Origin of the sequence: Ferrovibrio sp. MS7, assembly GCF_038404985.1 — a bacterium.
Classification (GTDB): Bacteria; Pseudomonadota; Alphaproteobacteria; order Ferrovibrionales; family Ferrovibrionaceae; genus Ferrovibrio; species Ferrovibrio plantarum.
Genome location: NZ_JBBKBA010000001.1, coordinates 275,872 through 299,234, shown reverse-complemented (window position 1 = coordinate 299,234; position 23,363 = coordinate 275,872). Strand labels below are relative to the sequence as shown.

The 23,363-nt window shown below is 63.5% G+C and carries 21 protein-coding genes; 14 read left to right on the top strand and 7 right to left on the bottom strand.

Annotation, left to right across the window (positions count from 1 at the left end; genetic code table 11):
• Nucleotides 1-4: 4 nt before the first annotated feature.
• The 8 genes from V6B08_RS01345 (at nt 5) to V6B08_RS01310 (ending at nt 9,171) form a co-directional block, all read left to right on the top strand.
• Nucleotides 5-403 (top strand): Zn-ribbon domain-containing OB-fold protein, encoded by a 399-nt coding sequence (locus V6B08_RS01345; protein ID WP_341977329.1) that lies wholly within the window; start codon nt 5-7, stop codon nt 401-403.
• 22 nt (nt 404-425) lie between these two features.
• The gene (locus V6B08_RS01340; RefSeq protein WP_341977327.1) at nt 426-2,072 is read left to right on the top strand and encodes an AMP-binding protein; all 1,647 of its coding nucleotides are present in this window, start codon (nt 426-428) and stop codon (nt 2,070-2,072) included.
• A 106-nt stretch (nt 2,073-2,178) separates the two neighbouring features.
• Nucleotides 2,179-3,663: an FAD-dependent tricarballylate dehydrogenase TcuA gene (gene tcuA / locus V6B08_RS01335; protein WP_341977325.1), complete on the top strand. Its 1,485-nt coding sequence runs from the start codon at nt 2,179-2,181 to the stop codon at nt 3,661-3,663.
• 18 nt (nt 3,664-3,681) lie between these two features.
• Nucleotides 3,682-5,163 (top strand): aldehyde dehydrogenase, encoded by a 1,482-nt coding sequence (locus V6B08_RS01330; protein WP_341977323.1) that lies wholly within the window; start codon nt 3,682-3,684, stop codon nt 5,161-5,163.
• 22 nt (nt 5,164-5,185) lie between these two features.
• Nucleotides 5,186-6,115: a methylisocitrate lyase gene (prpB, locus tag V6B08_RS01325; protein WP_341977321.1), complete on the top strand. Its 930-nt coding sequence runs from the start codon at nt 5,186-5,188 to the stop codon at nt 6,113-6,115.
• Between the two features lie 35 nt (nt 6,116-6,150).
• Nucleotides 6,151-7,140, top strand: a complete 990-nt coding sequence (locus V6B08_RS01320; protein ID WP_341977319.1) for a GDP-mannose 4,6-dehydratase — start codon at nt 6,151-6,153, stop codon at nt 7,138-7,140.
• A 13-nt stretch (nt 7,141-7,153) separates the two neighbouring features.
• Nucleotides 7,154-8,293, top strand: a complete 1,140-nt coding sequence (locus V6B08_RS01315) for a 2-methylaconitate cis-trans isomerase PrpF family protein (protein ID WP_341977317.1) — start codon at nt 7,154-7,156, stop codon at nt 8,291-8,293.
• 137 nt (nt 8,294-8,430) lie between these two features.
• Nucleotides 8,431-9,171 carry a GntR family transcriptional regulator gene (locus tag V6B08_RS01310; protein ID WP_341977315.1) on the top strand — a complete coding sequence of 247 codons (741 nt, stop codon included), beginning with the start codon at nt 8,431-8,433 and terminating at the stop codon, nt 9,169-9,171.
• 1 nt (nt 9,172) lies between these two features.
• On the opposite strand, the gene V6B08_RS01305 is transcribed toward V6B08_RS01310, so the two are convergent.
• The 3 genes from V6B08_RS01305 to V6B08_RS01295 are packed head-to-tail and all read right to left on the bottom strand — an operon-like array spanning nt 9,173 to nt 12,092.
• Nucleotides 9,173-11,239: an acetate--CoA ligase family protein gene (locus tag V6B08_RS01305; protein WP_341977313.1), complete on the bottom strand. Its 2,067-nt coding sequence runs from the start codon at nt 11,237-11,239 to the stop codon at nt 9,173-9,175.
• Nucleotides 11,236-11,667 carry a MaoC family dehydratase gene (locus V6B08_RS01300; RefSeq protein ID WP_341977311.1) on the bottom strand — a complete coding sequence of 144 codons (432 nt, stop codon included), beginning with the start codon at nt 11,665-11,667 and terminating at the stop codon, nt 11,236-11,238. The genes V6B08_RS01305 and V6B08_RS01300 overlap by 4 nt, the downstream gene beginning before the upstream one ends.
• Nucleotides 11,661-12,092, bottom strand: coding sequence for a hypothetical protein (locus tag V6B08_RS01295; RefSeq protein ID WP_341977309.1), 432 nt, complete (start codon nt 12,090-12,092; stop codon nt 11,661-11,663). The genes V6B08_RS01300 and V6B08_RS01295 overlap by 7 nt, the downstream gene beginning before the upstream one ends.
• Before the next feature lie 185 nt (nt 12,093-12,277).
• On the opposite strand from V6B08_RS01295, the gene V6B08_RS01290 reads away from it, so the two are divergent.
• Together V6B08_RS01290 and V6B08_RS01285 are read left to right on the top strand one after the other, a co-directional pair.
• On the top strand, nt 12,278-13,435 hold the full coding sequence (locus tag V6B08_RS01290; protein ID WP_341977307.1) for an acyl-CoA dehydrogenase family protein: 1,158 nt from the start codon (nt 12,278-12,280) through the stop codon (nt 13,433-13,435).
• A 34-nt stretch (nt 13,436-13,469) separates the two neighbouring features.
• Nucleotides 13,470-13,940, top strand: coding sequence for a MaoC/PaaZ C-terminal domain-containing protein (locus V6B08_RS01285; RefSeq protein ID WP_341977305.1), 471 nt, complete (start codon nt 13,470-13,472; stop codon nt 13,938-13,940).
• Between the two features lie 6 nt (nt 13,941-13,946).
• On the opposite strand, the gene V6B08_RS01280 is transcribed toward V6B08_RS01285, so the two are convergent.
• Complete coding sequence (locus V6B08_RS01280; RefSeq protein ID WP_341977302.1) at nt 13,947-15,491, bottom strand: class I adenylate-forming enzyme family protein; 1,545 nt, start codon at nt 15,489-15,491, stop codon at nt 13,947-13,949.
• A gap of 338 nt (nt 15,492-15,829) precedes the next feature.
• Here V6B08_RS01280 and V6B08_RS01275 point away from each other — a divergent pair, with 338 nt between their 5' ends.
• From V6B08_RS01275 to V6B08_RS01260, 4 genes are all read left to right on the top strand, one after another.
• Entirely contained in the window at nt 15,830-16,213 is a 384-nt protein-coding gene (locus V6B08_RS01275; protein WP_341977300.1) for a Zn-ribbon domain-containing OB-fold protein, read from the top strand.
• A complete protein-coding gene (locus V6B08_RS01270; RefSeq protein ID WP_341977298.1) occupies nt 16,210-17,364 on the top strand; it encodes an acetyl-CoA acetyltransferase in 1,155 nt (384 codons plus the stop codon). Before V6B08_RS01275 ends, V6B08_RS01270 begins: the two co-directional genes overlap by 4 nt.
• 48 nt (nt 17,365-17,412) lie before the next feature.
• Nucleotides 17,413-18,396 carry a Bug family tripartite tricarboxylate transporter substrate binding protein gene (locus V6B08_RS01265; protein ID WP_341977296.1) on the top strand — a complete coding sequence of 328 codons (984 nt, stop codon included), beginning with the start codon at nt 17,413-17,415 and terminating at the stop codon, nt 18,394-18,396.
• Nucleotides 18,397-18,482: 86 nt separating this feature from the next.
• On the top strand, nt 18,483-19,898 hold the full coding sequence (locus V6B08_RS01260; protein WP_341977294.1) for an MmgE/PrpD family protein: 1,416 nt from the start codon (nt 18,483-18,485) through the stop codon (nt 19,896-19,898).
• Between the two features lie 18 nt (nt 19,899-19,916).
• Here the strand turns inward: V6B08_RS01260 and V6B08_RS01255 are convergent, their stop codons facing one another.
• The 3 genes from V6B08_RS01255 to V6B08_RS01245 form a co-directional block, all read right to left on the bottom strand.
• Nucleotides 19,917-20,918 carry an NAD-dependent epimerase/dehydratase family protein gene (locus tag V6B08_RS01255; RefSeq protein ID WP_341977292.1) on the bottom strand — a complete coding sequence of 334 codons (1,002 nt, stop codon included), beginning with the start codon at nt 20,916-20,918 and terminating at the stop codon, nt 19,917-19,919.
• A 281-nt stretch (nt 20,919-21,199) separates the two neighbouring features.
• Entirely contained in the window at nt 21,200-21,991 is a 792-nt protein-coding gene (locus V6B08_RS01250) for a MetQ/NlpA family ABC transporter substrate-binding protein (protein WP_341977290.1), read from the bottom strand.
• A gap of 210 nt (nt 21,992-22,201) precedes the next feature.
• Entirely contained in the window at nt 22,202-23,356 is a 1,155-nt protein-coding gene (locus V6B08_RS01245) for a hypothetical protein (protein WP_341977288.1), read from the bottom strand.
• Nucleotides 23,357-23,363 lie beyond the last annotated feature (7 nt).

Sequence of the window (23,363 nt, the reverse complement as noted above, 5' to 3'; positions counted from 1 at the left end):
AGCCATGAGCAAAGCCGCTGCCATCCGCGACATCATGGTGCCGACGCTTAGCCCGGAGACCGAGCATTTCTGGGCTGCTGCGCGCGAGGAACGCCTGGTGCTGCGCTACTGCAACGCCTGCCAGCAGTACCATTACTATCCGCGTTCGATCTGCCCGCTCTGCTTCAGCGACCAGACCGAATGGCGCGACAGCGCCGGCAAGGGCGAAATCTACTCGCTCTCGGTGATGCGCAAGGCGCCGGTGCCCTATGCCATGGCCTATATCGCGCTGGATGAAGGCGCGATGATGCTGAGCAATATCGTCAATTGCGATTTCGATACGCTGCGCATCGGCCAGCGGGTGCGGCTGCAATTCCTGCCCTTCGAAGGTGGCAAGCTGCCGGTCTTCGAGCCGGATGCCTGAAGCCTGAGAGCATAGTCACACCGTGGGACCTTTCGCCGATTGCTTCAGCCCCTTCGAGGGCCAGAATCTGGAATGGCTGCTCGCCACCCAGGCGAAGCAGCGCGGCGATCACCCCTTCATCGTCTTTGAGCCCTTCGAGCGTCCGGCCCGCAGCATCGGCTATGCCGAATTCTACGACCTGGCGCAGCGGCTGGCTCAAGGGTTGCGCCAGCGCGGCGTACGGCCGGGCGACCGCATCATTGTGCATCTCGACAATTGCCCGGAATTCCTGCTGAGCTGGTGTGCCTGCGGCATCGCTGGCGCCGTGGCGGTGACCACCAACACGCGCTGTTCGGCCGAGGAACTGGGCTATTTCTTCGAGCATAGCGGTACCATCGCGGCGATCACTCAGCCACGCCATGCCGCCATGGTGCAGGCCGCCTGCCGCGACGCGCGCTGGATCGTGGTGACGGACAATGACTCCGGCGAGCCGGCCAGCTTCGCCGCGCGACAGGCCGGTTCGGAACGGTTCGACAGCTTGCTGTCTGCGGTCACACCGGAAAGCCGCGCCCCGGTCCTGCCTTCATCGCCGCTGGCGGTGCAATATACCTCCGGCACGACGTCCCGGCCCAAGGCGGTGCTGTGGACCCATGCCAATGCACTCTGGGCGGCGCGGGTCAGTGCCAGCCATGAAGGCCTGCTGCCGAGCGATGTGCATCATTGTGTGCTGCCGCTGTTCCATACCAATGCGCTGTCCTATTCCTGGCTGGCCAGTTTCTGGGCGGGTGCCACCCTGGTCTTGCAGCCACGTTTCAGTTCCAGCCGTTTCTGGGCGGTGGCGCTGAAGAACCGCTGCACTTGGAGTTCGATCACCGGCTTCTGCTACCGCGCGCTGGCCAATGTGGAAGTGCCGCGCGCGCATTACTTCCGCTGCTGGGGTGTGGCTTTCTCCGATCCCCTGGTAGTGAATAAGTTCAACATCAAGCCGCTGAGCTGGTGGGGCATGACCGAGACCCTGACCCAGGGTATCATCGGCTATCCGCATCTGCCAGTGACCTATGGCGCCATCGGCCGCGCCGCGCCGGAATACTCGATCCGCATCCTCGATGCCGATGGCCGTCCGGTGCAGCGCGGCGAGACCGGCACGATCCATATCGCCGGCCAGCGCGGCGTGTCGCTGTTCCAGGAATATTACCGCGACCCGGTGGCCACCGCGGCGGCCTTCGATGCAGAGGGTTTCTTCAATACCGGTGATCAGGTGACGCTGCTGGAGGATGGCTCGGTGCGTTTCGCCGACCGGCTCAAGGACATGCTGAAGGTCGGTGGCGAGAATGTCGCCTCGTCCGAGATCGAACGGGTTATTGCCGGCATCCCGGGCGTGGAGGAAGTGGCGGTGGTGGCCAAGGCCCATGCCATGCTGGACGAGGTGCCGGTGGCTTTCGTTCGCCTCGGCGGGCCGTTGGCCGATGCAGCGCCGGATACGGTGGCGGCCCTGGTGACGGCGCAATGCCGTAAGCTCCTGGCCGACTTCAAGGTGCCGCGCGAAGTGCATGTGGTGGAGGAATTCCCCCGCGCCAATGTGGAGAAGATCGCCAAGGCGAAGCTGAAAACCATGCTGGCGGCGCTCGGCGATGGCCCGGCGACGCGGGAGAGTTTCACTGCCTGGCCCGCCAGAGGACCGACAGACTGAAAACTGTTGACAGTTTGCGATATTGTTCTAGTATCCGGAATCACCGAATTGCGCGAGCCTATCCTGCACCGGGGCTCGGAGAAAGCGACGAAAGGGAGAGGAAGCGATGGAGTATGATGTAGTTGTGGCTGGCGCCGGCAATGCGGCTTTGTGCGCGGCTTTGTCGGCACGCGAGAATGGCGCCAAGGTTCTGGTGCTGGAGCGTGCGCCTGAGTCCGAGCGCGGCGGCAATTCCTACTTCACCGCCGGCGGTTTCCGCTTCGCCCATGATGGCCTTGAGGATGTATGCCAGGACATCCTGACCGACCTTTCCGATGCCGAGCGCAACCAGATCGTGCTGCCCAAGCATACGCGGCAGTTCTTCTACGATCAGCTCATGGAAATCACCCATCACCAGTCGGATGAATCGCTGGCCAACCTGCTGGTCGACCGCTCGCGCCCGACCATGGCCTGGCTGCGCAGCCATGGCATCCGGTTCGTGCCGATGTTCGGCCGCCAGTCCTATATTGTCGATGGCAAGCATCACTTCTACGGCGGTGTGAATATCGAGGCTGTGGGCGGCGGCGCCGGCCTGGTGGAAGCCGAAATCGCCCGCGCCGAGAAGCTCGGCATCGAAATCCGCTATGGCACCGCGGCGGTGGGCCTGATCCAGGAGCCGAACCGCGTCATCACCGGCGTCAAGGTGCGCAGCAAGGATGGCTATTCCGAGATCAAGACCAAGGCCGTGATCCTGGCCTGCGGTGGCTTCGAATCCAATCCGGAAATGCGCGTGCGCTATCTCGGCCCGGGCTGGGACCTCTGCCGCGTGCGCGGCACCCGGCATAATATGGGCGAAGGCATCAACATGGCGCTGGCGATCGGCGCGCGCCCTTATGGCAACTGGTCGAGTTGCCATGCCTGCGAATGGGATATCTCGGCACCGCCCTATGGCGACCGCTGGGTGCTGGATAATTTCCAGAAGCATTCCTACCCGCTCGGCATCATGGTCAATCTCGATTGCGAGCGCTTCGTCGATGAAGGCGAGAATTACCGCAACCTGACCTACGCCAAGTTCGGCCGCGAGATCATGAAGCAGCCGCGCCGCACCGCGATCCAGATCTTCGACCAGCAGACGGTGAAGATGCTGCGCGATGAATACCGCATCAAGGAAGTGACCAAGGCGGAATCCGACACAATTGCCGGCCTCGCCGAGCAGCTCGACCTCGATCCGGCGGCGCTGGAAAAGACCATCAACGAATATAATGCCGCCTGCGGCCCGGAGCCGTATAACCCGGCGATTCTGGACGGCAAGAAGACCACCGGTCTGCCGGTCCCGAAGTCGAACTGGGCTTTGCCGATCAACAAGCCGCCCTATGTCGCCTATGTCACCACCACCGGCATCACCTTCACCTTCGGTGGCCTGCAGGTGAACACCAAGGGCGAAGTGCAGGATATGACCGATCAGTCGATCCCCGGCCTCTATGCCGCCGGTGAGTTGGTGGGCGGCCTGTTCTTCGAGAATTATCCGGGTGGCACCGGCCTGATGTCGGGCTCGGTGTTCGGCAAGCTGGCCGGTGAAAGCGCTTCTGCCTATGTGCAGGGCAAGAACTGAGGCACGGGACGCCGCGTTATGAGTGAGCCGAAGCAGTATCAGCTATTCATCGATGGCGCCTGGCGCGATGGCGCGAAGGGGCGCCGCTTTCCAGCGGTGAATCCCTTCAACCGCCAGGCCTGGGCATCGATTCCCCAGGCCGAGGCCAGCGATGTGGCCGATGCGGTGGCGGCGGCGCGGCGTGCCTTTCCGGACTGGAGTGCGCGCTCTGGTCTCGAGCGCCAGCGCCTGATGCTGAAATTGGCTGAATTGCTGGAGGCGGACGCCGACCGCATGGCGCGGCTGGAAACCACCGACAACGGCAAGGTGATCCGCGAGACCAAGCCGCAGATGCTGTTCGCAGCGCGGCAATACCGCTTCTTCGCCGGCTATGCCGACAAGATCTACGGCAGCGTGATTCCGCTCGATCAGCCGGATGTATTCGATTATGTGATGCGGGTGCCGATCGGCGTCGTGGCGCTGATCACCGCCTGGAATTCGCCGATCTCGCTGCTCGCCAACAAGTTGGCGCCAGCGCTGGCGGCGGGCAATTGCGCCGTGATCAAGCCGTCCGAACATGCCTCGGCGACGACCCTGGAATTCGCTGCCCTGGCGGAGAGGGCCGGTTTTCCCAAGGGCGTGATCAATGTGGTGACGGGTGATGGCGAAACCGGCCGTGCACTCACCGAACTGCCGGGGCTCAACCGCATCAGCTTCACCGGCAGCGCCCAGGTCGGGCGCCAGATCGCCGCCGCCGCCGGTCGCAACCTGGTGCCGGTAACGATGGAGCTCGGCGGCAAATCGCCGAACATCATTTTCGAGGATGCCGATCTCAACAAGGCGGTGGCCGGCGCGCTGGCGGGCATTTTCGGTGCCACCGGCCAGACCTGCATCGCCGGCTCGCGCCTGCTGGTGCATGAGGCGGTGCATGACGAGGTGGTGGACCGCCTGGTGAAGCGTGCCGCCGCGATCAAGCTCGGCGATCCGATGGATCCGGCGACCGAGATGGGTACGGCTGCCAATGAGCAGCAGTTCAACCGCATCCTGGATTTCATTGCGGCGGCGAAGCAGGCCGGCACCAAGCTGGTGGCTGGCGGCGACGCGGCGCGCGATGGCGTCCTGGCGCAGGGCTTCTTCGTGCAGCCGACCATCTTCACCGGCGTGGCGCCCGATGCCCGCCTGGCGCAGGAGGAAATCTTCGGCCCGGTGCTGGCGATCATCAAATTCAAGGATGAGGCCGAGGCGATTCAGATTGCCAACGGTACTGCCTATGGCCTGGCTTCCGGCGTCTGGACCCGCGATGTCGGCCGCGTGCACCGCATGGTGCGGGCACTGGAAAGCGGCGTGGTGTGGGTGAATACCTACCGTGCCCTGGCGGCGCAGGCTCCGTTCGGCGGCATGAAGGAAAGCGGCTTCGGCCGCGAGCGCGGCGAACAGGCCTTGCAGGAATACACAACGACCAAGAACGTGATGATCGATTTCTCGTCGCAGGAACGCGATCCATTCGTGCTCAAGACGTGAAATCAGCGAAAGAAGACGCTTCATGCCCTATCTGATCGGCGCCGAACGTCCCGATACACCGGCTGGCCTGGCATTCCGCAACCTGCTCGCCAGGCCGCAGATCCTGCAGATTCCCGGCGCCCATAACGGCCTCGCCGCCCTGCAAGCGAAGGCTGCCGGTTTCGAGGCCCTCTATCTCTCCGGCGCGGCCATGACTGCCTCGATGGGCCTGCCCGATCTCGGCATCATCTCGATCAACGATGTCTGCTTCTTCCTGCGCCAGATTGCCCGGGCTTCAGGCCTGCCGGTGCTGGTGGATGGCGATACCGGCTATGGCGAAGTCCTCAATGTCATGCACATGGTGCAGAATTTCGAGGAAGCCGGTGCCGGCGCGGTGCAGATCGAAGATCAGTTACTGCCGAAGAAATGCGGCCACCTGAATGACAAGAAGCTGGCCAGCGCCTTTGACATGGCGGCCAAGGTCGCAGCGGCGGCCAAGGCGCGGAAGCACCTGGTGATTGTGGCGCGCACCGATGCGGTGGCCAGCGAAGGCCTGGATGGCGCCGTGGCGCGGGCCAAGATGTATCTTGAGGCCGGCGCCGACGCGATTTTCTGCGAGGCACTGACTTCCGCCGAGATGTTCCGCGAATTCTCCCGCCAGGTGAAGGCGCCGCTGCTAGCCAATATGACCGAGTTCGGCCGCACGCCCTTCTTCACCGCGAAGGAATTCGAGGAGATGGGCTACCGCATGGTGATCTGGCCGGTGAGCGCACTGCGCGTCGCCGCCAAGGCCCAGGAAGAACTCTATGCCGCGATCCAACGCGATGGTGGCACGCACAAGATCATGGACAAGATGCAGACCCGCGCCGAGCTTTACGACGCCATCGGCTACCATGAGTATGAAGCCCTGGATGCCAGCATCGTGAAGACCATCACGCCGCAGGGCATGCCTCAGGATAAAAACAAGAAGTAAGACAGCATAAAGCAGTAGGTTCGGGAGAAACGGGAATGGCTTACAGTGTCAAGGATGCCGTCTATCTGATCACCGGCGGTGCCAGCCTGATCGGCTCGCATATCGCCGATGTGCTGCTCGCCGATGGCGCGCGTGAGGTGCGGCTATTCGACAATTTCTCGCTCGGCACGCCCGAGACCATTGCGCATCTGCTGAATGATCCGCGCGTCAAGCTGATCCGTGGTGATATCCTGCGGCTGAACGAACTGATTGATGCGCTGCAGGGTGTCGATGGCGTCTTCGCGCTGGCCGGCTTCCTCACTTTGCCGATGTCGCAGAACCCGTCGCTCGGCATCGCGGTGAATACCAGCGGCCTGGTCAACACGCTGGAAGCCTGCCGCATTGCCAAGGTGCGCCGCATCATCTTCTCGTCCTCGGTTTCCACCTATGGCGGCTCCACCGCCGATGTCATCACCGAGGAAACCCCCTTCACCATGGCCGGCCTGCCGCCAGCCTCGATCATGTACGGCACCAGCAAGATCATGGGTGAGGGGCTCTGCGCGCAGTATGCCCGCAGCCATGGCCTGCAGTTCAATGCGCTGCGCTTCTCTTCTGTCTATGGCGAACGCCAGCATTGGCGCGCGGTGAATGCCGTGTTCATTGCCGAGACTTGCGAGAAGGTGCGGCGTGGCGAGGCGCCGGTGATCGTCGGCGATGGCAGCGAAGTGCATGACTATATCTATGTCACCGACGTGGCCGAGGCCTGCCGCGATGCCATGATCAGCCAGTCGTGCAATCATGTGCTGAATATCTGCACCAGTGTCGACACCACGCTGACCGAGGTGGTGTCCATCGTGCTGGATGCCTATGGCGCCAAGAATCTCAAGCCGGTCTACCAGGAAGACAAGCGCGCGGTGCGTTCCTCGGCGGTGGACAAGCTGAATTTCAGTCGCGCCAAGGCCGAGAAGGAAATCGGCTGGAAGCCGAAGATCGATGCCAAGGAAGGCATCCGGCGCTATATTGCCTGGCGCAACGCGCAAAGCTGAAGCGGAGGCGGGCATGCAGCGGCGGCTCAAGGCGGTTTTCATGCGCGGCGGTACATCCAAGGCGCTGATCTTCCACCAGGCCGACCTGCCGGCACGGCGCGACGACTGGGCGCCGATCTTTCTCGCCGCCATCGGTTCGCCGGATCCGAATGGGCGCCAGCTCGATGGCATGGGTGGCGGCGTCTCGTCGCTGTCCAAGATCTGCATCATCGGCCCGCCAAGCCGACCCGATGCCGATATCGACTACACCTTCGCCCAGGTATCGGTGGATCAGGCAGTGGTCGACTATGCCGGCAATTGCGGCAACATGTCGTCCGCGGTCGGTCCCTTCGCCATCGATGAAGGCATCATCCGCGCCCCGGCCGATGGCATGGTCAGCGTGCGTGTGCACAACACCAATACCAGCAAGATCATTGTCGCCACCTTCCCGGTGCAGGGCGGCATGGCGGCGGTGGATGGCGATTGCGAGATCGATGGCGTGGCCGGCAGCGGTGCGCCGATCCGTCTGGATTTTTTGGCGCCCGGCGGTTCCAAGACCGGCAAGCTGCTGCCGAGCGGCAATGCGGTGGATCGCCTGACCCTCTCGGATGGCAGTGTAATCGAGGCCAGCCTGATCGATGCCGCCAATCCCTGCATTTTCGTGCGTGCCGCGGATCTCGGCTTGAGTGGCACCGAAACCCCCTCGGCGCTCGAAAAGGATGCCACGCTGATGCAGCGGCTGGAGGCGATCCGGTTGGCCGGTTCCGTGGCCATGGGGCTGACGCCCGACCTGGCGGCGGCGGCGCGTATGCCCAGCATTCCGAAGATCGCCGCGATTGCGCCAAGCCAGGCATTCACCGCCCTGTCGGGTCGGGTCTATGGCGCCCAGGAAACCGATATCCTGGTGCGGATGATCTCGGTCGGCCAGCCGCACCGCGCGGTGCCGATCACCGGCGGGCTCTGCCTGGCGGCGGCCTGTCGGGTGCCAGGCAGCCTGGCGGAACAGATGCTGCGACCGGACCAGTCCGGGCCGCTGCGGGTCGGCCATCCCTCCGGCATGCTGCTGGTGGATGCGGCGGCGGAACTGCGCGACGGCGCTGCCTTCGTGCCGCAGGCCAGCCTTTACCGCACGGCACGCCGGCTGTTTCAGGGCGAGGTGTTATACCGGGTGTGATGCGGCAGGCCTGATGACTGGGATGTGACCGAAACAGGGTGCAAACTGCCGACAAGGGTACTATATACTCGACCAGGAATCGGCGCGGTCGGCGGACCCAACCGCGACGCGGGGGACAATGAAGTGGTTATACAGCCATGAGCAGTATTCTGACCAATCAGGTTCAGCGGCAATCGCTGGTGGATACCGTGACCGAACGGTTGGAAGCCGCCATCGTTGCCGGCGAGCTTGAGCCCGGCCGCCGCATCAGCGAGCAGGCGCTGGCCAGTGCGCTCGGCGTCAGCCGTGGCCCGCTGCGCGAGGCGATCCGCCGCCTGGAAGGCCGCCGCCTGCTGGAGCGCACGCCGAATATCGGTGTCCGCGTCGCCAATATCTCGATCCATGATCTGAAGCAGCTGCTGGAAGTGCGCGAGGCGCTGGAAGGCATGGCCTGCCGCCTTGCCGCCACCGAGATGACCGATAGCGATATCGAGGAACTGAAGAACCTGCTCTCGGAGCATGAGCGGCAGAAGGGCCTGCAGGGCGGTACCGGTTATTACCAGAATCCGAAGGATGAGGATTTCCACTTCTGCATTGCCAAGGGCTCGCGCAACAAGTGGCTCACCGAGATGCTGTGCGATGGCCTCTACGACCTGCTTCGCGTCTACCGCTTCAAGTCCAGCACCCGCACCGGCCGCGCGCAGCAGGCGTTGAACGAGCACAAGGCCATCGTCGAGGCGATTGCCAGCCGCGATCCGGACATGGCCGAGGCGGCAATGCGCCGCCACCTGCGCAATGCCCGCGCCCATATCGATGTGCGCGAGGCGCAGGACAAGCTGGTGGATAACGAGCAAGGCAACGACGCCGCCAAGATCGTCAAGGTACTTTCGAAAATTTAAGCTAGCGCCGCAGCAGCACGGCGTCGCAGGCGATGGCGCCCTGGCCCGGCGCCAGCACGCGCACCGGGTTGATCTCCAGCGAGTCGATCTCGGCGGCATGGGCGGCGAAGAATAGCGACAGGCGCTCGATCATCGCGGCCAATGCCGGCAGGTCGGCCGCCGGCAGGCCACGGAAGCCCTCGAAAATCCGCCGACCGCGCAGGCTTTGCAATGCGCGCAAGGCTTCCGCCGCACTCACTGGCGCCAGCCGGCAGGCGACATCCTGGTAGATTTCCGCCTGCACACCGCCGATGCCGATCATGGCGATGGGGCCGAGTTCGGCGTCATGCTGGAAACCCAGAATCACTTCCGCGGCTTTCGGCGCCATCTTTTCCACCAGCACGGCACCGCCGAAACGGTCGAGCATGCCGGAGGCCGCCGCCGCCACGGCATCGGGCGTGGCGAGATTGAGCGCCACGCCGCCGATATCGCTCTTATGCAGGATCGTGGCGCTGTGGATTTTCACCGCCACCGGCAAGCCGGCTTCCAGCGCGATGCCTACAGCGCGGCCGCTATCGCTGGCAACGCCGCCCTTCGGTACATTGATTCCGAGTGCCGCCAGCACCGCCTTGCCGGAGAATTCGGTGCCGTCATGGCGGCGCAGGGCAGCCGTTGCCGCCGCGAAATCGGGCGTGGGTAGCGTCGGTTCGGGTGCGGGCCGCAGCCGCGCCATCACACCCAGCGCGCTCACCGCACGATACTGGTCCTCGAATACCGCGAAGCCGGCGGCTTCATAGCGCGCCACGGTTTCCGTATCGGCAACGATGCACAGCACCATCGGCTTGTCGGGATATTGGTGCGGCAGCGGCGAGAGAATCTGTGACAGTTTCGGCGCGATGCTTTTGGAGCCGGCGGTGACGGTGAAGAAGGCAACCAGGGCATCCAGCCCCTCCTGGCGCAGCACCACATCCAGATTGTCGCGCACCAGATCGAGATTGTTGAAAGCCTGCGCCGTCACATCCACCGGATTGCGCGTTGCGGCATAAGGATTGATCGCCTTGAGCGCGGCCTGGGCTGCATCGGGCAACGGCGGCACCTCCAGGCCGCATTGCGCGGCGGTATCGGCCATCTGCACGCCGACGGCGCCGGAAATGCTGATCAGGCCGACGCGGTTGCCGCGCGGGCGCGGCGCGCGCTGCAGCAGGTAGGCGGCATCCACCATCGCCTCGGTATGCGGGATGCGCACCGCGCCATATTGTTCCAGCATGCCGCTGAACACCGCGTCGCTGCCGCTCATCGCCGCCGTGTGGGTCTGCGCCGCCGCCGCACCCACAGCGCTGGTGCCGGATTTCATGAACAGCACCGGCTTGCCAGCGCGGCGTGCCGCTTCCAGGCCATCCACCAGGGTCTCGCGCGCATGCACGCCCTCGGCATAGGCCATGATGATGCGGATATCGGGCTGGCTGGCCAGCCATTCGATGCCCATGCCGACATCGATGCCGGCTTCATTGCCGGTGGTGAGCCATTGCCCGACCTTGACGCCGCGCTGCAACGCGATTTTCGCCAGATGGCTGCCGAAGCCGCCGCTCTGGCTGATGATGCCAGCATCGCCACCTTGCGGAAAGCCGCTCTCAAAGATCGCGGAGAAACTGGCATAGAAACGGTGCGCGACATTGAAGGCGCCGAGGCAGTTCGGCCCCAGCAGCGCGATGCCGGCGTCGCGCAGGATGCGGCTCAGCTCATCCTGCCGCGTACGGCCTTCTGCGCCGGCCTCGGCGAAATCGGCGCTGAACAGTACAGCACCCCCCACCTGTTTCGCGGCGCAATCGCGGATCGCCGCCATAGCCGGCACGGCGGGCAGCGCGATGATCGCCATGTCGACCGGGCCCGGCACATCGCGCAGCGAGGCATAGGCGGTGAGGCCCTGCACGGTCTGGTAATTCGGATTCACCGGATAGATCGGGCCTTCAAAGCCGGCATCCAGCAGGTAGCGGATCGGCCGGCCGCCGATGCGCGTGGCATTCTCGGAGGCGCCGATCACCGCCACCGAGCGCGGCCGCATCAGGCGCGGCAGATTGGCTTTCATCATGGTTCGCCTCCCGGCCATGCCAGCCGTGCCTCGCCGATGGCCAGCAGGCGCTCGCCGCTATGCAGCGCCAGTGCCAGGGTAATGCCGGTGGCATCGCGGCCGGTCACTTCCAGGCTGTAGGTGGTCGGCTCGCCGGCCTTCACGGTGTTGAGCAGCTTGGCGCGGAAATTGGCACCATTATCCCAGGCGGCAGCACCAAACAGGTCGCAGAGCCAGGATTCGAATACCGCCAGCAGCATCATGCCATGGGCGATGGTGCCGCCGAACGGTGTTTTCGCTGCGTATTCCGGATCGGTATGGATTGGCGCATCGGTGCCATGCAGGCGGCCGAATGTGGTGAAGCTCCACTGGGTAAGCGCTGGGCCAGGGCGCTCCAGGCGCTGGCCGACCGTGAGGCTGATGGGGGTGAGGCTGGCGGGGTTCAGCATGGCCAATACAGGATGTGGCGCACCAGCAGCACGTCGCGGCGTTCAGTACCAGCCTGCACGGCCTGTTCGATGACGATGAAGCGTTTGCCGTTGCGGATGTATTTGTCGGCCACCCGCACGATGGTGATCAATCCCTCGCCGAGCAGGGCGGCGCCGCGCATCTCCAGTTCCTCTTGCGCATGCAGCACGCCGGGCGGAAAGTAGACATTGCTCTTGAAAGCACGCAGCTCGTTGAGCAGGAAGGACGGAATCCGGGTGCCGGGGCCGATGCCGTCCACTTTTTCGCCCAGGCAGCGCCGGAAATCGGCGATGGCGGTGGCGTCCACGGCCAGGCGATAGGGGGGAAAAGTCTGGCCGACCGCGATGGCGTCGTAACCGGTTCCCTCCCAGCCGCCCATGCGGCGGTCAGGCTCTGGCGTGGTCAAAGGCTGGACTCCCGGCACATCACGGCGTTTCGATCCCTTAGCCTTGGTAACGGGCAAGGGTCAAAATGTCAACAGTAAGCAGATGACATGTTGAGATGGCCGGTGTATGTAGGCTGCTAAGCGGCCAGCCAGTACGCTATGCGCCCGGGAATTACGCGCCAGTACGTCACGTAAGGGGAAGGAAAATGCCTTTATTTAACGATTTCGGCTTCACTGACGAGCAGAAGATGATGCGCCGCAGCCTGCTGGCGCTGGCCGAAAAGCATTTGCCGAACGAGAAGATTCGCGAACTCGACAATACCGCCGGCTGGCCCACCGAGGCCTATCAGGCGATGGCCCGCGATGGCTGGCTCGGCCTGCCTTATCCCGAGGAATATGGCGGCCTCGGCGGCGGCTACAAGGATATCGCGGTGCTGCTGGAAACGCTGTCCTATCATTATGCCTGCCTCGGCACCACGTATATGACCAGCGTGATCTATGCCGGTCTGCAATTGCTGCATAACGGCAGCGAGTATCTCAAGCGGCAATACATGATGCCGATGATCAAGGGCGAGATCTACATCGCCTTCGCGCTGACCGAGCCGCAGACTGGTTCGGATGCCGCCGCGATCAAGACCTACGCTGTGCGCGATGGCGACGACTACATCATCCGCGGTCAGAAATGGTTCATCACCTCGGCCCATGTCGCCGACTATATCGTGCTGGTGGTGAAGACCGATCCCGATGCGCAGCCGGCCTATAACGGCTTCAGCATGTTCCTGGTCGATGCCAAGGCGCCGGGCGTCACCATCCGCCCGATCGAGACCCTGGGCCGCCACACCACCCATACCAACCAGATCTTCTTCGACGAAGTGCGGGTGCCGGCCTGCAATCTGATCGGCGAGGAGAACAAGGGCTGGCGCAAGCTGATGCGCGGTCTCAATCTCGAACGCATGAGCATCGCCGCCTGTGGCGCCGGCAATGCCCAGAAGGCCATCGATATCGCGCAGAACTATGCCATGGAGCGCGTGCAGTTCGGCCAGGCGATCAGCAGTCATCAGGTGATCCAGCACAAGCTGGCCGATATGCGGATCAAGGCCGAGGTGGCGCGCCTGGTCACCTACCGCACGGCGGAAATGCTCGATGCCGGTTATGATGCGCGGATGGAAACCGCCATCTGCAAGCTGGTTGCCACCGATAACGATTTTGACTGTGCCAATATTGGCATGCAGATCATGGGTGGCGCCGGCTATTCCATGGAGCATGACATGCAGCGCCTGTTCCGCGATTCGCGGCTTGGGCCGATCGGCGGCGGCAGCAACGAAATCCAGCGCAATATCATCGCCAAGCTGATGGGCCTATAATACGGATAGGCGTATGGGGCAGGAGAGACCGACGATGAGCGAACAGAAGCCGGCGCCGCGTGGGCGCTATTTCGAGGATTTCACCATCGGCGAGGTGCTCTATACCGGCCAGCGCACGGTGACTTCCACGGATATCGTGAATTTCGCCTGCCTGTCCGGCGACTTCAACGACGTGCATACCAATTTCGAATATGCCAGGAACACGCCGTTCGGCGAGCCCATCGCCCATGGCCCGCTGGTCTTCGCGGTTGCCGCCGGCCTGAACTACGCTTCCGGCATCAATGACGGCACGCTGATCGCGCTGCTCGGCATCGACAAGTGGCGCATGAAGCTGCCGGTGAAGCATGGCGACACGATCCGCGTGCGCACCACGGTTACCGCCAAGAAGGAGACCAGCCAGCCGGATCGCGGCGTGGTCACTTTCGCCCGCGCCTTCCTCAATCAGCGCAATGAGGAAGTGCAGGAAATGGAAGTCACCATCATGTACAAGCGGCGCCCGCGCTGAACGCCTTCAGGCACTGATTTCCTCGGCCGCCTGCGCCGCTACCCAGCTTTCCACCTCGGGGCGGATCACCTTGCCGGTATTGTTGCGCGGCAGGCTGCCCTTGGGCACGAACAACACCTGCTTCGGGCGCTTGTAGGGCGCCAGTTCCTGGCGGCAGAGCGCGATCAGTTCTTCGGCTGCCGGCGCCTCGCCTTCCGCCGCCACCACCAGCACCGGCACTTCACCCCAGCGCGCATCGCGCCGCCGCACCACCACGGCTTCAGCGATATTGGGATGCAGCAGCGCCACCCGCTCGATCTCGGCGGGATAGATATTCTCGCCGCCGGACTTGATCAGGTATTTGCGGCGGTCGACATAATCGAGCCGGCCATCCGGGCGGCGCACGAACACGTCGCCGGTATGATACCAGCCACCGGCGAAGGCCTCCGCTGTCGCTTCCGGCGCGTTCCAGTAGCCGCTGAACAGGGTCGGCCCGCGCATCAGCAATTCACCCGGTTCACCATCCGGCACCGGCTGGCCGGCTTCATCCACCAGCAGCACGTCGCAGAGCAGGCTTTCGGTCTTGGCGAAATCGGTCGGTGCCACGCCAGCGGCCAGGCGCCCAGCGGAGGCCGGGGGCATGCCGGTTTCGGTGGAACCGAAGGTGTTGGTGAAAGGCACGCCGAGCAGCGCGGTCATTTCCGCGATCTCGCGCGGCGCAAACAGATCAGCAAGCGCGCCGAATTTCTTCAGCCGCTTCACCTGGGGCCGTCGTTGTCGCAGATAGGCCAGGGTCTGCTCCACCATGCCGGGGAAGAAGATCAGGTTGCTCAGCGGCTCGCGTTCCAGATAGTCGCAGATCACCGGCAGCTCGGCACCATCCAGCACCGCCACCTTGCCGCCAAGCAGCAGGGTGCCGAGGCCCAGCTCCACCGAAGCCATATGAAAGAGCGGCGACCAGGCGAGGAAAGTGTCGCCGCCATCGACGCCATAATCGGTGACATAGACCATCAGGCGCGCCAGCATGGCGCGCTGGCTCAGCAATGCGCCTTTGGGCAGGCCGGTGGTGCCGCTGGTATAGATGATGAAGAGGCCGTCTTCCGGATCGCTTTCCGGCATCGGCGGCAGGGCCGGCAGCGGGCCGTCTAGCTGCTTTTCCAGCGTGGTGCCGATCTCCAGCAGATTGCCGGATGGGCCGATGCCGTCCAGGCTGGCACGGTGGCGGGCTGAGGCCAGGATGGTTTTCGGCTCCACCAGGGCAATGCAATGCGCCAGCTCACGACCCGAGAGCCGCCAGTTCAATGTGGCCACGATGATGCCCAGCCGCAAAGCGGCCAGCGACAATTCCAGAAAGATCGGATGGTTTTCACTCAGGATGCAGACGCGGTCGCCGGGCTTGAGGCCCTGGTCGTGCAGCAAAGCCGCCAGCCTTTCCGCGCGCTGTCGCAGCCTGGCATAGCTCAGGCTGCTGTCCTGGTAGGCCAGGGCGGTGCGTTCCGGGTGCAGCCGGCATTGCTTCTCGAACAGGGCATAGAGCGAAAGCCGCGCCGCGCGCCGTGCCGCCAGTCCCATATTAGGCTGCCCCATAGCTGGCTGACCCTGCCTCAAGCTCATGACGCGTCCACCCGAATCGTTCTGCGTTTTCTTATCTGCGCCATTTTGCTTGACGCTCCCCGAAGGGAATACTACTGTTGACAATGTAATCTGTAGACAGTTTTCAGTCTAGAGAGAGCAGGGAAGAAAACGCAGGGATTTCCGCGCTGAAAAGCCCAGGCGGTTAGGGCTGGCGCCGCGCGGATGGAAAGCAATCGACTGGAACGTTGGTATGCCGAACAGGGTTGAAGTCTACACCACGCGAAGGCTGTGCGCCGCACGCGCTTGCCGCGCAGAACTGGCGACGGGCTAAAGCCATGGCTGCCGAACACGCCGCCATGGCGCATTACGAGGCCGAACTGAAGGCTGGCCGCTTTGTCATCCAGCATTGCCGCGCCTGCGAGCGGCATGTGTTCTATCCGCGTGCCATCTGCCCGCATTGTGCCTCCGATGCTTTAGGCTGGGTCGTCCCTTCAGGTCTTGGCCGCGTCTATTCCACCACCGTGGTGCGCCGCCCGGCTGACAAGGGCGGGCCGTATAATGTGGCACTGATCGATCTCGATGAAGGCGTGCGGCTGATGTCGCGCGTCGACGGCCTGGCGCCGGAAGCGGTTAGGATCGGCCAGCGCGTGCGCCTTGCGCTCGCCACCATCAAGGGCCAGCCGGCGCCGGTATTCCATGTCGATGAGGCCGCGCCATGAGCAGTCTGCGCGGCAAGGCCGCCTTTGTGGGTGCAGCGACCGGATTCATTTCCAGCGCGGCCGGTCATTCGGCTCTTGAGATGATGGCGGTGGTGGCAAGGCAGGCCGCCGAGGATGCCGGCATCTCGCTGCGCCAGGTGGATGGCCTGTTCGCCGGCATGCAGACGGAATTTCTCAGCACGCTGGCCTTTGCCGAATATCTCGGCCTGCGCCCGCGCTTCTCCGACAACAACCGCGTCGGCGGTTCATCCTTCCTCTGCCATGTGCAGCAGGCCGCCCTGGCGCTGGATGCGGGTCTCTGCGATGTGGCACTGATCTGCTATGCCAGCAACCAGCGCAGCGCTCTCGGCAAGCTGCAGACCGCGGTGGCCGGCAACTGGTCGGAAATCGAGGCGCCGTATGAAGCGCGCTTCCCGGTCAGTTCCTATGCCCTGGCGGCGGCGCGGCATATGCATGAATACGGCACGCGGCGCGAGGATTTGGCCGCTGTGGCACTGGCGGCGCGGCAATGGGCGCAACTCAACCCGGAAGCTTTTGCCCGCGATCCGCTCACCCTCAATGCCGTGCTGGACTCGCCGATGGTTTCGGATCCGCTCAGCAAGCTGGATTGCTGCCTGGTCACCGATGGCGCGGCGGCAGTGATCATGACCCGCGCCGACCGCGCCCGTTCGCTGCGACGCAAGCCGGTTTACCTGCTGGGGGCCGCTGCCGAACATTGGCACAAGCAGGTCTCCGCCATGGAAGACGTGTGCCGCACGGCAGCCAGCGAAACCGGCCGCCGCGCCTTCGCCGAGGCCAAGGTCGCGGCAGCGGATATCGATGTGGTGGCGCTCTACGATGCCTTCACCATCAGCACGATTGTTTTGCTGGAAGATCTCGGCTTCTGCCCCAAGGGCGAGGGCGGGCGTTTCGTCTCCAGCGGTGCCATCGCGCCGGGTGGCAGCCTGCCGGTGAACACCAATGGCGGCGGCCTGTCATGCTGCCATCCCGGCATGTATGGCCTGTTCACGCTCACCGAGGCGATCCGGCAATTGCGCGGCGAAGCCGGCGACCGTCAGGTGCAGGGTGCCGACTTGGCACTCTGCCAGGGCAGTGGCGGCGTCTTTTCCAGCCAGGCAACCAACATTCTCGGTACCGAGGCGGCGTTGTAGCGCCGCCGCGACAATCAAGCCAACACATTGCAATGGGAGGAAACAGCAATGGTAGGATTTAAGAAGGTATTGGCCGCTGCGATGGGCTTAGGCATTGCCCTGGCATCCACGGCAGCTTTGGCGCAGACCTATCCGAACAAGCCGGTGCGCATGATGGTGGGCTTCACGCCCGGCGGCACCATCGACGTGGTGGCGCGCATCATCGCCGAGCATCTCACCAACAAGCTCGGGACGTCCTTCTATGTCGAGAACCGCACTGGTGCTAACGGCATGCTGGCGGCAGAGGCCGTGGCGCAGGCACCAGGCGACGGCTACAACATCTTCGTCAGCAATTCGAGCACCATCACGCTCAACCCGACCCTGTTCAAGGACCTGCGCTATAATCCGCAGCGCGATTTCGCGCCCGTCACCACCGTGGTATCGGTGCCGCTGATCCTGGCGGTGAATCCGGATGATCCGGTCGGCGGCAAGATCAAGACGCTGAAAGACCTGATCGATCTCGCCAAGTCGAAGCCGGAAGGCGTGCCCTATGGTTCGGCGGGCAACGGCAATATCACCCACCTCGCTTTCGAACTGCTCTCCGACCGCGCCGGCATCAAGATGATCCACGTGCCCTATCGTGGTGCTGCGGCGGCACAGGTGGCGGCGCTGTCGAAGGAAGTGACCGTGATCTTCGACACGCTGTCCGGCGTGCCGCATGTCAAGGCCGGCAAGCTGCGCGCTTTGGCGGTGTCGTCATCCGAACGGCTGCCGGCGCTCCCCGATGTGCCGACTGTCGCCGAACTCGGCTTCCCCGGCTTCGATGTCAGCTTCTGGGTTGGCATCTTCCTGCCGAAGTCGACGCCGGAGCCGATTGTCTCGCTGCTGAACAAGGAAATCCGCGAGGCCACCAACGTGCCGGCGGTGCGTGCCAAGCTGGAGCCGCAGGGCACCATCCTGACCCAGAGCCCGGCGGATTTCGCCAAGAAGGTGGCGACCGAGACCGCCGAACTGGCCGCTGTGGTGCAGAAGGCCAGCATCAAGGCTGACTGAGCATCCGCCACTGTATCGGGAAAAGCCCGGCCGTCAGGCCGGGCTTTTTTCAAGCCTCCCCACAATTCAATCCGGCTCGCAGGACCATGACGCAGCACGCGCGCATCGAAAAAAACGCCGAACTTTCTGCCAGCGCACATCTCGCGAATTTTGCGGCGGACTTGCGCTTCGAGGATATTCCGGCACACGTGCTGGAACGTGCCAAGCTGCATATCCTGGATGCGCTGGGTTGCGGCCTGGCGTCCAATGCCTATGCCTTCGCCGGCCGTGTCACCGCTGGCGCCGCCGCCCATGGCGAGGCAGGGTCCTGCCACCTGATCGGGCGTAGCGAACGCCTGCCGGTACGCGATGCCGCGTTAGTCAACGGCGTGCTGCTGCATGGCCTGGATTTCGACGATACCCATCTCAACAGCATCGTGCATCCCACCGCCGCCTGCCTGCCGGTGGCGCTCTCTTTCGGTGAGTTGCTTAAAGTGCATGGCAGTGCGTTGCTTACCGCCTATGCCGCCGGCATGGAAACCGCCATCCGCATCGGCCTGGTGGTGAAGGGCGGTTTCCATCATGTCGGTTTCCATGCCACCGGCGTGGTGGCGCATTTCAGTTCGGCCATTACGGCTGCCAAGCTGCTCGGCCTCGATGCCGCGCAGATGATGATGGCCCAGGGCATTGCCGCCAGCACTGCTTCCGGCGTGCAGGTGTTTCTTGAAGAAGGTGCCTGGACCAAGCGATTGCATCCCGGCTGGGCAGCGGTGGCCGGCATCACGGCGGCGCGGCTGGCGGCCAATGGTTTCGTGGCGCCGTCGCGGCCGCTGGAAGGCAAGTTTGGCCTGCTTGAAACCCATCTCCAGGCTCATGCCAATGAGGCCGATATCGGCGCCGTGGCGGCTGGGCTGGGGAGCAAATGGCATCTCGCCGATACCGCGATGAAGCCCTATCCGGTCTGCCATTTCATCCATGGCTGCGCCGATGCGGCGATCCTGCTGCATCATGAACTGGCGGGCGAGGAGATCGCGGCGGTGGAGGCTTTGCTGCCGCAGCCGACGCTGCATATCGTTGCCGAGCCGGCGGCGCAGAAAGAGCATCCAACTTCCGATTACGAGGCGAAATTCTCAACTCAGTTCGTGGTCGCGGCCTGCCTGCTCAAGGGCGGGTTTGGCTTGCCGGACTTGCAGCCAGAGGCGCTGGCCGATCCGCAGGTGCTGGCGCTGTCGGCCCGGGTGCGCTGCGCTGTCGATCCCGATACCGCCTTCCCGACCTATTTCTCCGGCGGCGTGACGGTGATGACGCAGAGCGGCCGCAAGCTGACGCGGCATGTGCGGGTGAATAGCGGCGCCGGTGAGCGCATGCTCCAGCAGCAGGACGTTGTGGCGAAGTTCATGGCCTCAGCCTCGCTCAGCGTGCCGCGCGACAAGGCGGAGCGTATCCGCGATGCGGTACTCCGCCTTGAAACGATCTCGGTCGAGGAATTGATGCGCACCCTCAGCCTGGCGCCGGAGAACTAGTCTCCGGCGGCGAGCCTCTTAGTCGCCTGCGGCAAGCTGGGCATCCTCGCGGCTGCGCCATTCCAGCAGGCGGCGGATGCCATCCTCGATGCTCACTTCCGGCTTCCAGCCCAGCATGCTGGCGATCTTGTCGCGGCTGAAATTCAGTTCATTGGTGACGCTGGAACGCACCTGGGCGGTATTCTGCTTGTAGACCGGCTTGAGCGGGCTGCCGCTCACCTGCAGCAGAATCTCCACAATGCGGTTCAGCGTGGTGGCGACGCCGGTGGCAACATTGAAGCTCTCGCCGGTGACATCGGAGGCCATGGCCAGCAGGTTGGCCCGCGCCACATCGGAGACATGCACGTAATCGTGCACTTCCAGGCCGTCATCGGGAATCACCGGCGCCTCGCCGCGCTTGATGCGGTCGTAATTTTCCATGATGTAGAGCGCATTGATGCCGCGATAATGCTGCCGCTCGCCATAGACCGTGGCATAGCGCAGCGAAATCGACTGGATGCCATGGCGCTGACTGTAGAGCTTGCCGAGATTTTCGCCGATCAGCTTGGTGCAGGCATAGAGCGCCGTGGCTGGCTGGAAGCTGGCAAGATGCGAGGCCGAGGCTTCATCGATCAGGCCCGGGGCGGGATCGCCGTAGACAGCGATGGAAGAGGAGAACACCACCTTCTTCACATTGCGGTAGCGGCAGGCTTCATAGAGATTCTGCTGTCCCTCGACATTCACCGCCAGGCCGAGCCGGGGATTCTGGCTCAAGGGCAAGGTGAGGAAGCCGGCAATGGCGAACACGCCATCGGCGCCCTCGAAGGCATCGAATAATTCGTTGACGTTCAGCAGGTCGCCGCGCACCAGCTTGACGCGTGGATTGCCGAGCAGGAAGCGCACCGTGTCCGGGCTGCCGAGCGCGTAATTGTCGAGCAGCACGACCTGTGCCGCGCCCTGCTCGAGAAGCTGTTCGGCGACATGCGAGCCGATCAGGCTGGCGCCGCCGGTGACGACGAATTTTCCACCGTTGAGTTTCATGGGATCCTGCGGGAGTAGCGAAAACGACACCCATTCCGGAGACAAGCCGGCTTTCTGCCCGGCCTGGATGGCCTTGCCTGGACGGCTTGTTCAGCCTGCTTCATCCTCGGCTGTTTCCTCTAGGAATGTTTGTTTTCTAGGAAAAATGAAGCTGTGACAGTCAGGAAATAAACCACACAAACTATAAACTGTCTACAGTTATCAGTTTGAGTCGGGCCGCAAGAACGAGAAAGGGCGGCGCTTGCGGCGCCGCCCTGAGGAAAGCCCAAGCAGGGTCTTTATTACCAAGTCGGGATGATCGAACCCTCGAACTTGGTCTGGATGAACTCCTTCACCGGGGCCGAGCGGTAGAGCGCGATGAAACGCTTGAGGCGGGGGTCATCCTTGCGGTCCTTGCGCGCGGCCCAGACCAGATGCCATTTCGACTGCTCGTTCTCGAGCGTCACGGCGTCCTTGGTCTTGAGGCCGGCCAGCACGGCGTAGTTCAGCGTCACCGTAGCGGCGGCAACATCATCCAGGCTGCGCGGCAACTGCGCCGCGTCCAGCTCGATCAGCTTCACATTGCGCGGATTCTCCGCGATGTCGATCTGGGTCGCGTTCAGCGGCGCATTCGGCTTCAGCTTGATGATGCTGGCCTGCTGCAGCAGGAACAGCGCGCGTGAGGCATTGCTGGGATCGTTCGGGATGGCGATCTGGGCGCCGCGCGGCAGGTCGGCCGGCGACTTGAACTTCTTGGAATAGAGGCCCATCGGCACTACGATGCTGGCATCCAGCGGCACAACCTCGTAGCCGCGCTGCTTCACCTGGTTTTCCAGATAGGGGATATGCTGGAAATTGTTGGCGTCGAGTTCGCCGCGATTCAGTGCCTCGTTGATCTGCACCCAGTCGGAAAATTCGATGATCTCCGCCTTCAGGCCTTCTTTCGCAGCCAGATCAGCCGTGAAGCGCAGAATATCGCCATAGGGGCCGGCGGAAACGCCGATCTTGAGTGGCGCCTGGTTTTGGGCAAAGCCGGGAAGGGCGGCGAGCGACAGGCCGGCCACCGCGAAAGCGAGAAGGGTGCGACGAAGCATACGGACTCCTATGGCATTGGCCGCGAGCGAAGCCATGCCGTTTTGGTTTCTGGTTGTAGGAGCGTGCCTGGGGAGGCAAACGCAGAAACGAAGATTTGTCTGTCGCCAGCCTGGAATCAAACGAGAAAGATTAATGCTTGGCATTAAGAAGATTTGTGTTTGGCCTGTCGCCCGCGTAGGCCGGCGAACAGGCCGGCTACGTCCATCCGTTTATTTTGCTGGCACTGGGCTGCGTGTCGGCGGGGCGCCGATCGGGCTGTCCTCGGCGCGCGGGCCGTGCGGATATTCAGGATTATGCGAATGGGTCGAGCGGATGATCGCCGAGCGGTCGACATGGCTGTAATCGTAGAAGGCATCATGCAGCCCCCAATAGCCGGTGACGAACAGCGCCATGGCGGCTGCCAGACCGAGCGGGATGTTGCGCGGCGCGACCTTGAATCCCGCCAGGAATTGGTTGGTGCGGCAATGATCGGCTGCCACCGCCACCAGGATCGCCATGATCAGGCCATGGCCGATCAGGTCGGTGCGGCCGAATGGCCAGACGGCGGCAGTGAAGATCACCAGCAGCGCAATCGCCGACAGCCGGCGGATCAGCGGCGTCCAGAGCAGGCCAAAGCCCATGGTGAATTCCGCCACGCCGGCCATCGGGATAAAGATATCCCGCGGCATGCCGAAGGTGAGGAACGGCTTTTCCACCACCAACGGGTAGAACCAGCTTGGATAGGCGAATTTCTCCAGGCTGGACCACATCAGCGCGATGGCCAGGCCCCAGCGCAATGCCTCGAAACGGTGCGAACGCCAGCTTTCGCGCGAGGATGGCTCGAGGATGAGATAGGCGGCAACGCCGAGGCCTAGTGCCAGATAATCCAGCAGGTGAAACAGGTCATAGTCGCGCATCGCCAACAGCCACAGGCCGATGATGCCGATGCCGGCCAGCGGCATGGTGCGGCGTGAGAAAATGAACAGCGCCAGCAGCAATTGCAGCCAGGACACCCACTCGGCCGGGGTCTTGAGATCCGGGGTGAGGTAGACGCCGCCGACGGCGAAGATGGCGACGAAGAAAGCCGCGATGAAGGCCCGCACATAATCATCAAGCCGCAGCCAGAGCGGATTGGTCATCCGATCCAGGCCATCCTGCACGACGGCGCCGAAGCGGCTGGCCTCGATGAAGCGCGTGATGATGAAAAACACCAGGGTCAGCGCAACCCCGGTCCAGAGCCAGGGATTGCGCACCACATCCCCCACCGTTTCCGGCGGGGCATCGATGATATAGGGGGCGAACCACTTCACATGCGCCGTTGCCGCCGCTGGCAGGCCGGAAAGCAAGGCAATCCAGGCTGTTGCGGCAATCGGTGAATGTTTCATGACTCGC

Excerpts from the sequence above, each read along its gene's own strand:
- V6B08_RS01345 (WP_341977329.1), top strand. The coding sequence starts at position 5 with ATGAGCAAAGCCGCTGCCATCCGCGACATCATGGTGCCGACGCTTAGC.
- tcuA (WP_341977325.1), top strand. The coding sequence starts at position 2,179 with ATGGAGTATGATGTAGTTGTGGCTGGCGCCGGCAATGCGGCTTTGTGC.
- V6B08_RS01330 (WP_341977323.1), top strand. The coding sequence starts at position 3,682 with ATGAGTGAGCCGAAGCAGTATCAGCTATTCATCGATGGCGCCTGGCGC.
- prpB (WP_341977321.1), top strand. The coding sequence starts at position 5,186 with ATGCCCTATCTGATCGGCGCCGAACGTCCCGATACACCGGCTGGCCTG.
- V6B08_RS01320 (WP_341977319.1), top strand. The coding sequence starts at position 6,151 with ATGGCTTACAGTGTCAAGGATGCCGTCTATCTGATCACCGGCGGTGCC.
- V6B08_RS01315 (WP_341977317.1), top strand. The coding sequence starts at position 7,154 with ATGCAGCGGCGGCTCAAGGCGGTTTTCATGCGCGGCGGTACATCCAAG.
- V6B08_RS01310 (WP_341977315.1), top strand. The coding sequence starts at position 8,431 with ATGAGCAGTATTCTGACCAATCAGGTTCAGCGGCAATCGCTGGTGGAT.
- V6B08_RS01305 (WP_341977313.1), bottom strand. The coding sequence starts at position 11,239 with ATGATGAAAGCCAATCTGCCGCGCCTGATGCGGCCGCGCTCGGTGGCG.
- V6B08_RS01300 (WP_341977311.1), bottom strand. The coding sequence starts at position 11,667 with ATGCTGAACCCCGCCAGCCTCACCCCCATCAGCCTCACGGTCGGCCAG.
- V6B08_RS01290 (WP_341977307.1), top strand. The coding sequence starts at position 12,278 with ATGCCTTTATTTAACGATTTCGGCTTCACTGACGAGCAGAAGATGATG.
- V6B08_RS01285 (WP_341977305.1), top strand. The coding sequence starts at position 13,470 with ATGAGCGAACAGAAGCCGGCGCCGCGTGGGCGCTATTTCGAGGATTTC.
- V6B08_RS01280 (WP_341977302.1), bottom strand. The coding sequence starts at position 15,491 with ATGGGACTGGCGGCACGGCGCGCGGCGCGGCTTTCGCTCTATGCCCTG.
- V6B08_RS01275 (WP_341977300.1), top strand. The coding sequence starts at position 15,830 with ATGGCTGCCGAACACGCCGCCATGGCGCATTACGAGGCCGAACTGAAG.
- V6B08_RS01270 (WP_341977298.1), top strand. The coding sequence starts at position 16,210 with ATGAGCAGTCTGCGCGGCAAGGCCGCCTTTGTGGGTGCAGCGACCGGA.
- V6B08_RS01265 (WP_341977296.1), top strand. The coding sequence starts at position 17,413 with ATGGTAGGATTTAAGAAGGTATTGGCCGCTGCGATGGGCTTAGGCATT.
- V6B08_RS01260 (WP_341977294.1), top strand. The coding sequence starts at position 18,483 with ATGACGCAGCACGCGCGCATCGAAAAAAACGCCGAACTTTCTGCCAGC.
- V6B08_RS01255 (WP_341977292.1), bottom strand. The coding sequence starts at position 20,918 with ATGAAACTCAACGGTGGAAAATTCGTCGTCACCGGCGGCGCCAGCCTG.
- V6B08_RS01250 (WP_341977290.1), bottom strand. The coding sequence starts at position 21,991 with ATGCTTCGTCGCACCCTTCTCGCTTTCGCGGTGGCCGGCCTGTCGCTC.
- V6B08_RS01245 (WP_341977288.1), bottom strand. The coding sequence starts at position 23,356 with ATGAAACATTCACCGATTGCCGCAACAGCCTGGATTGCCTTGCTTTCC.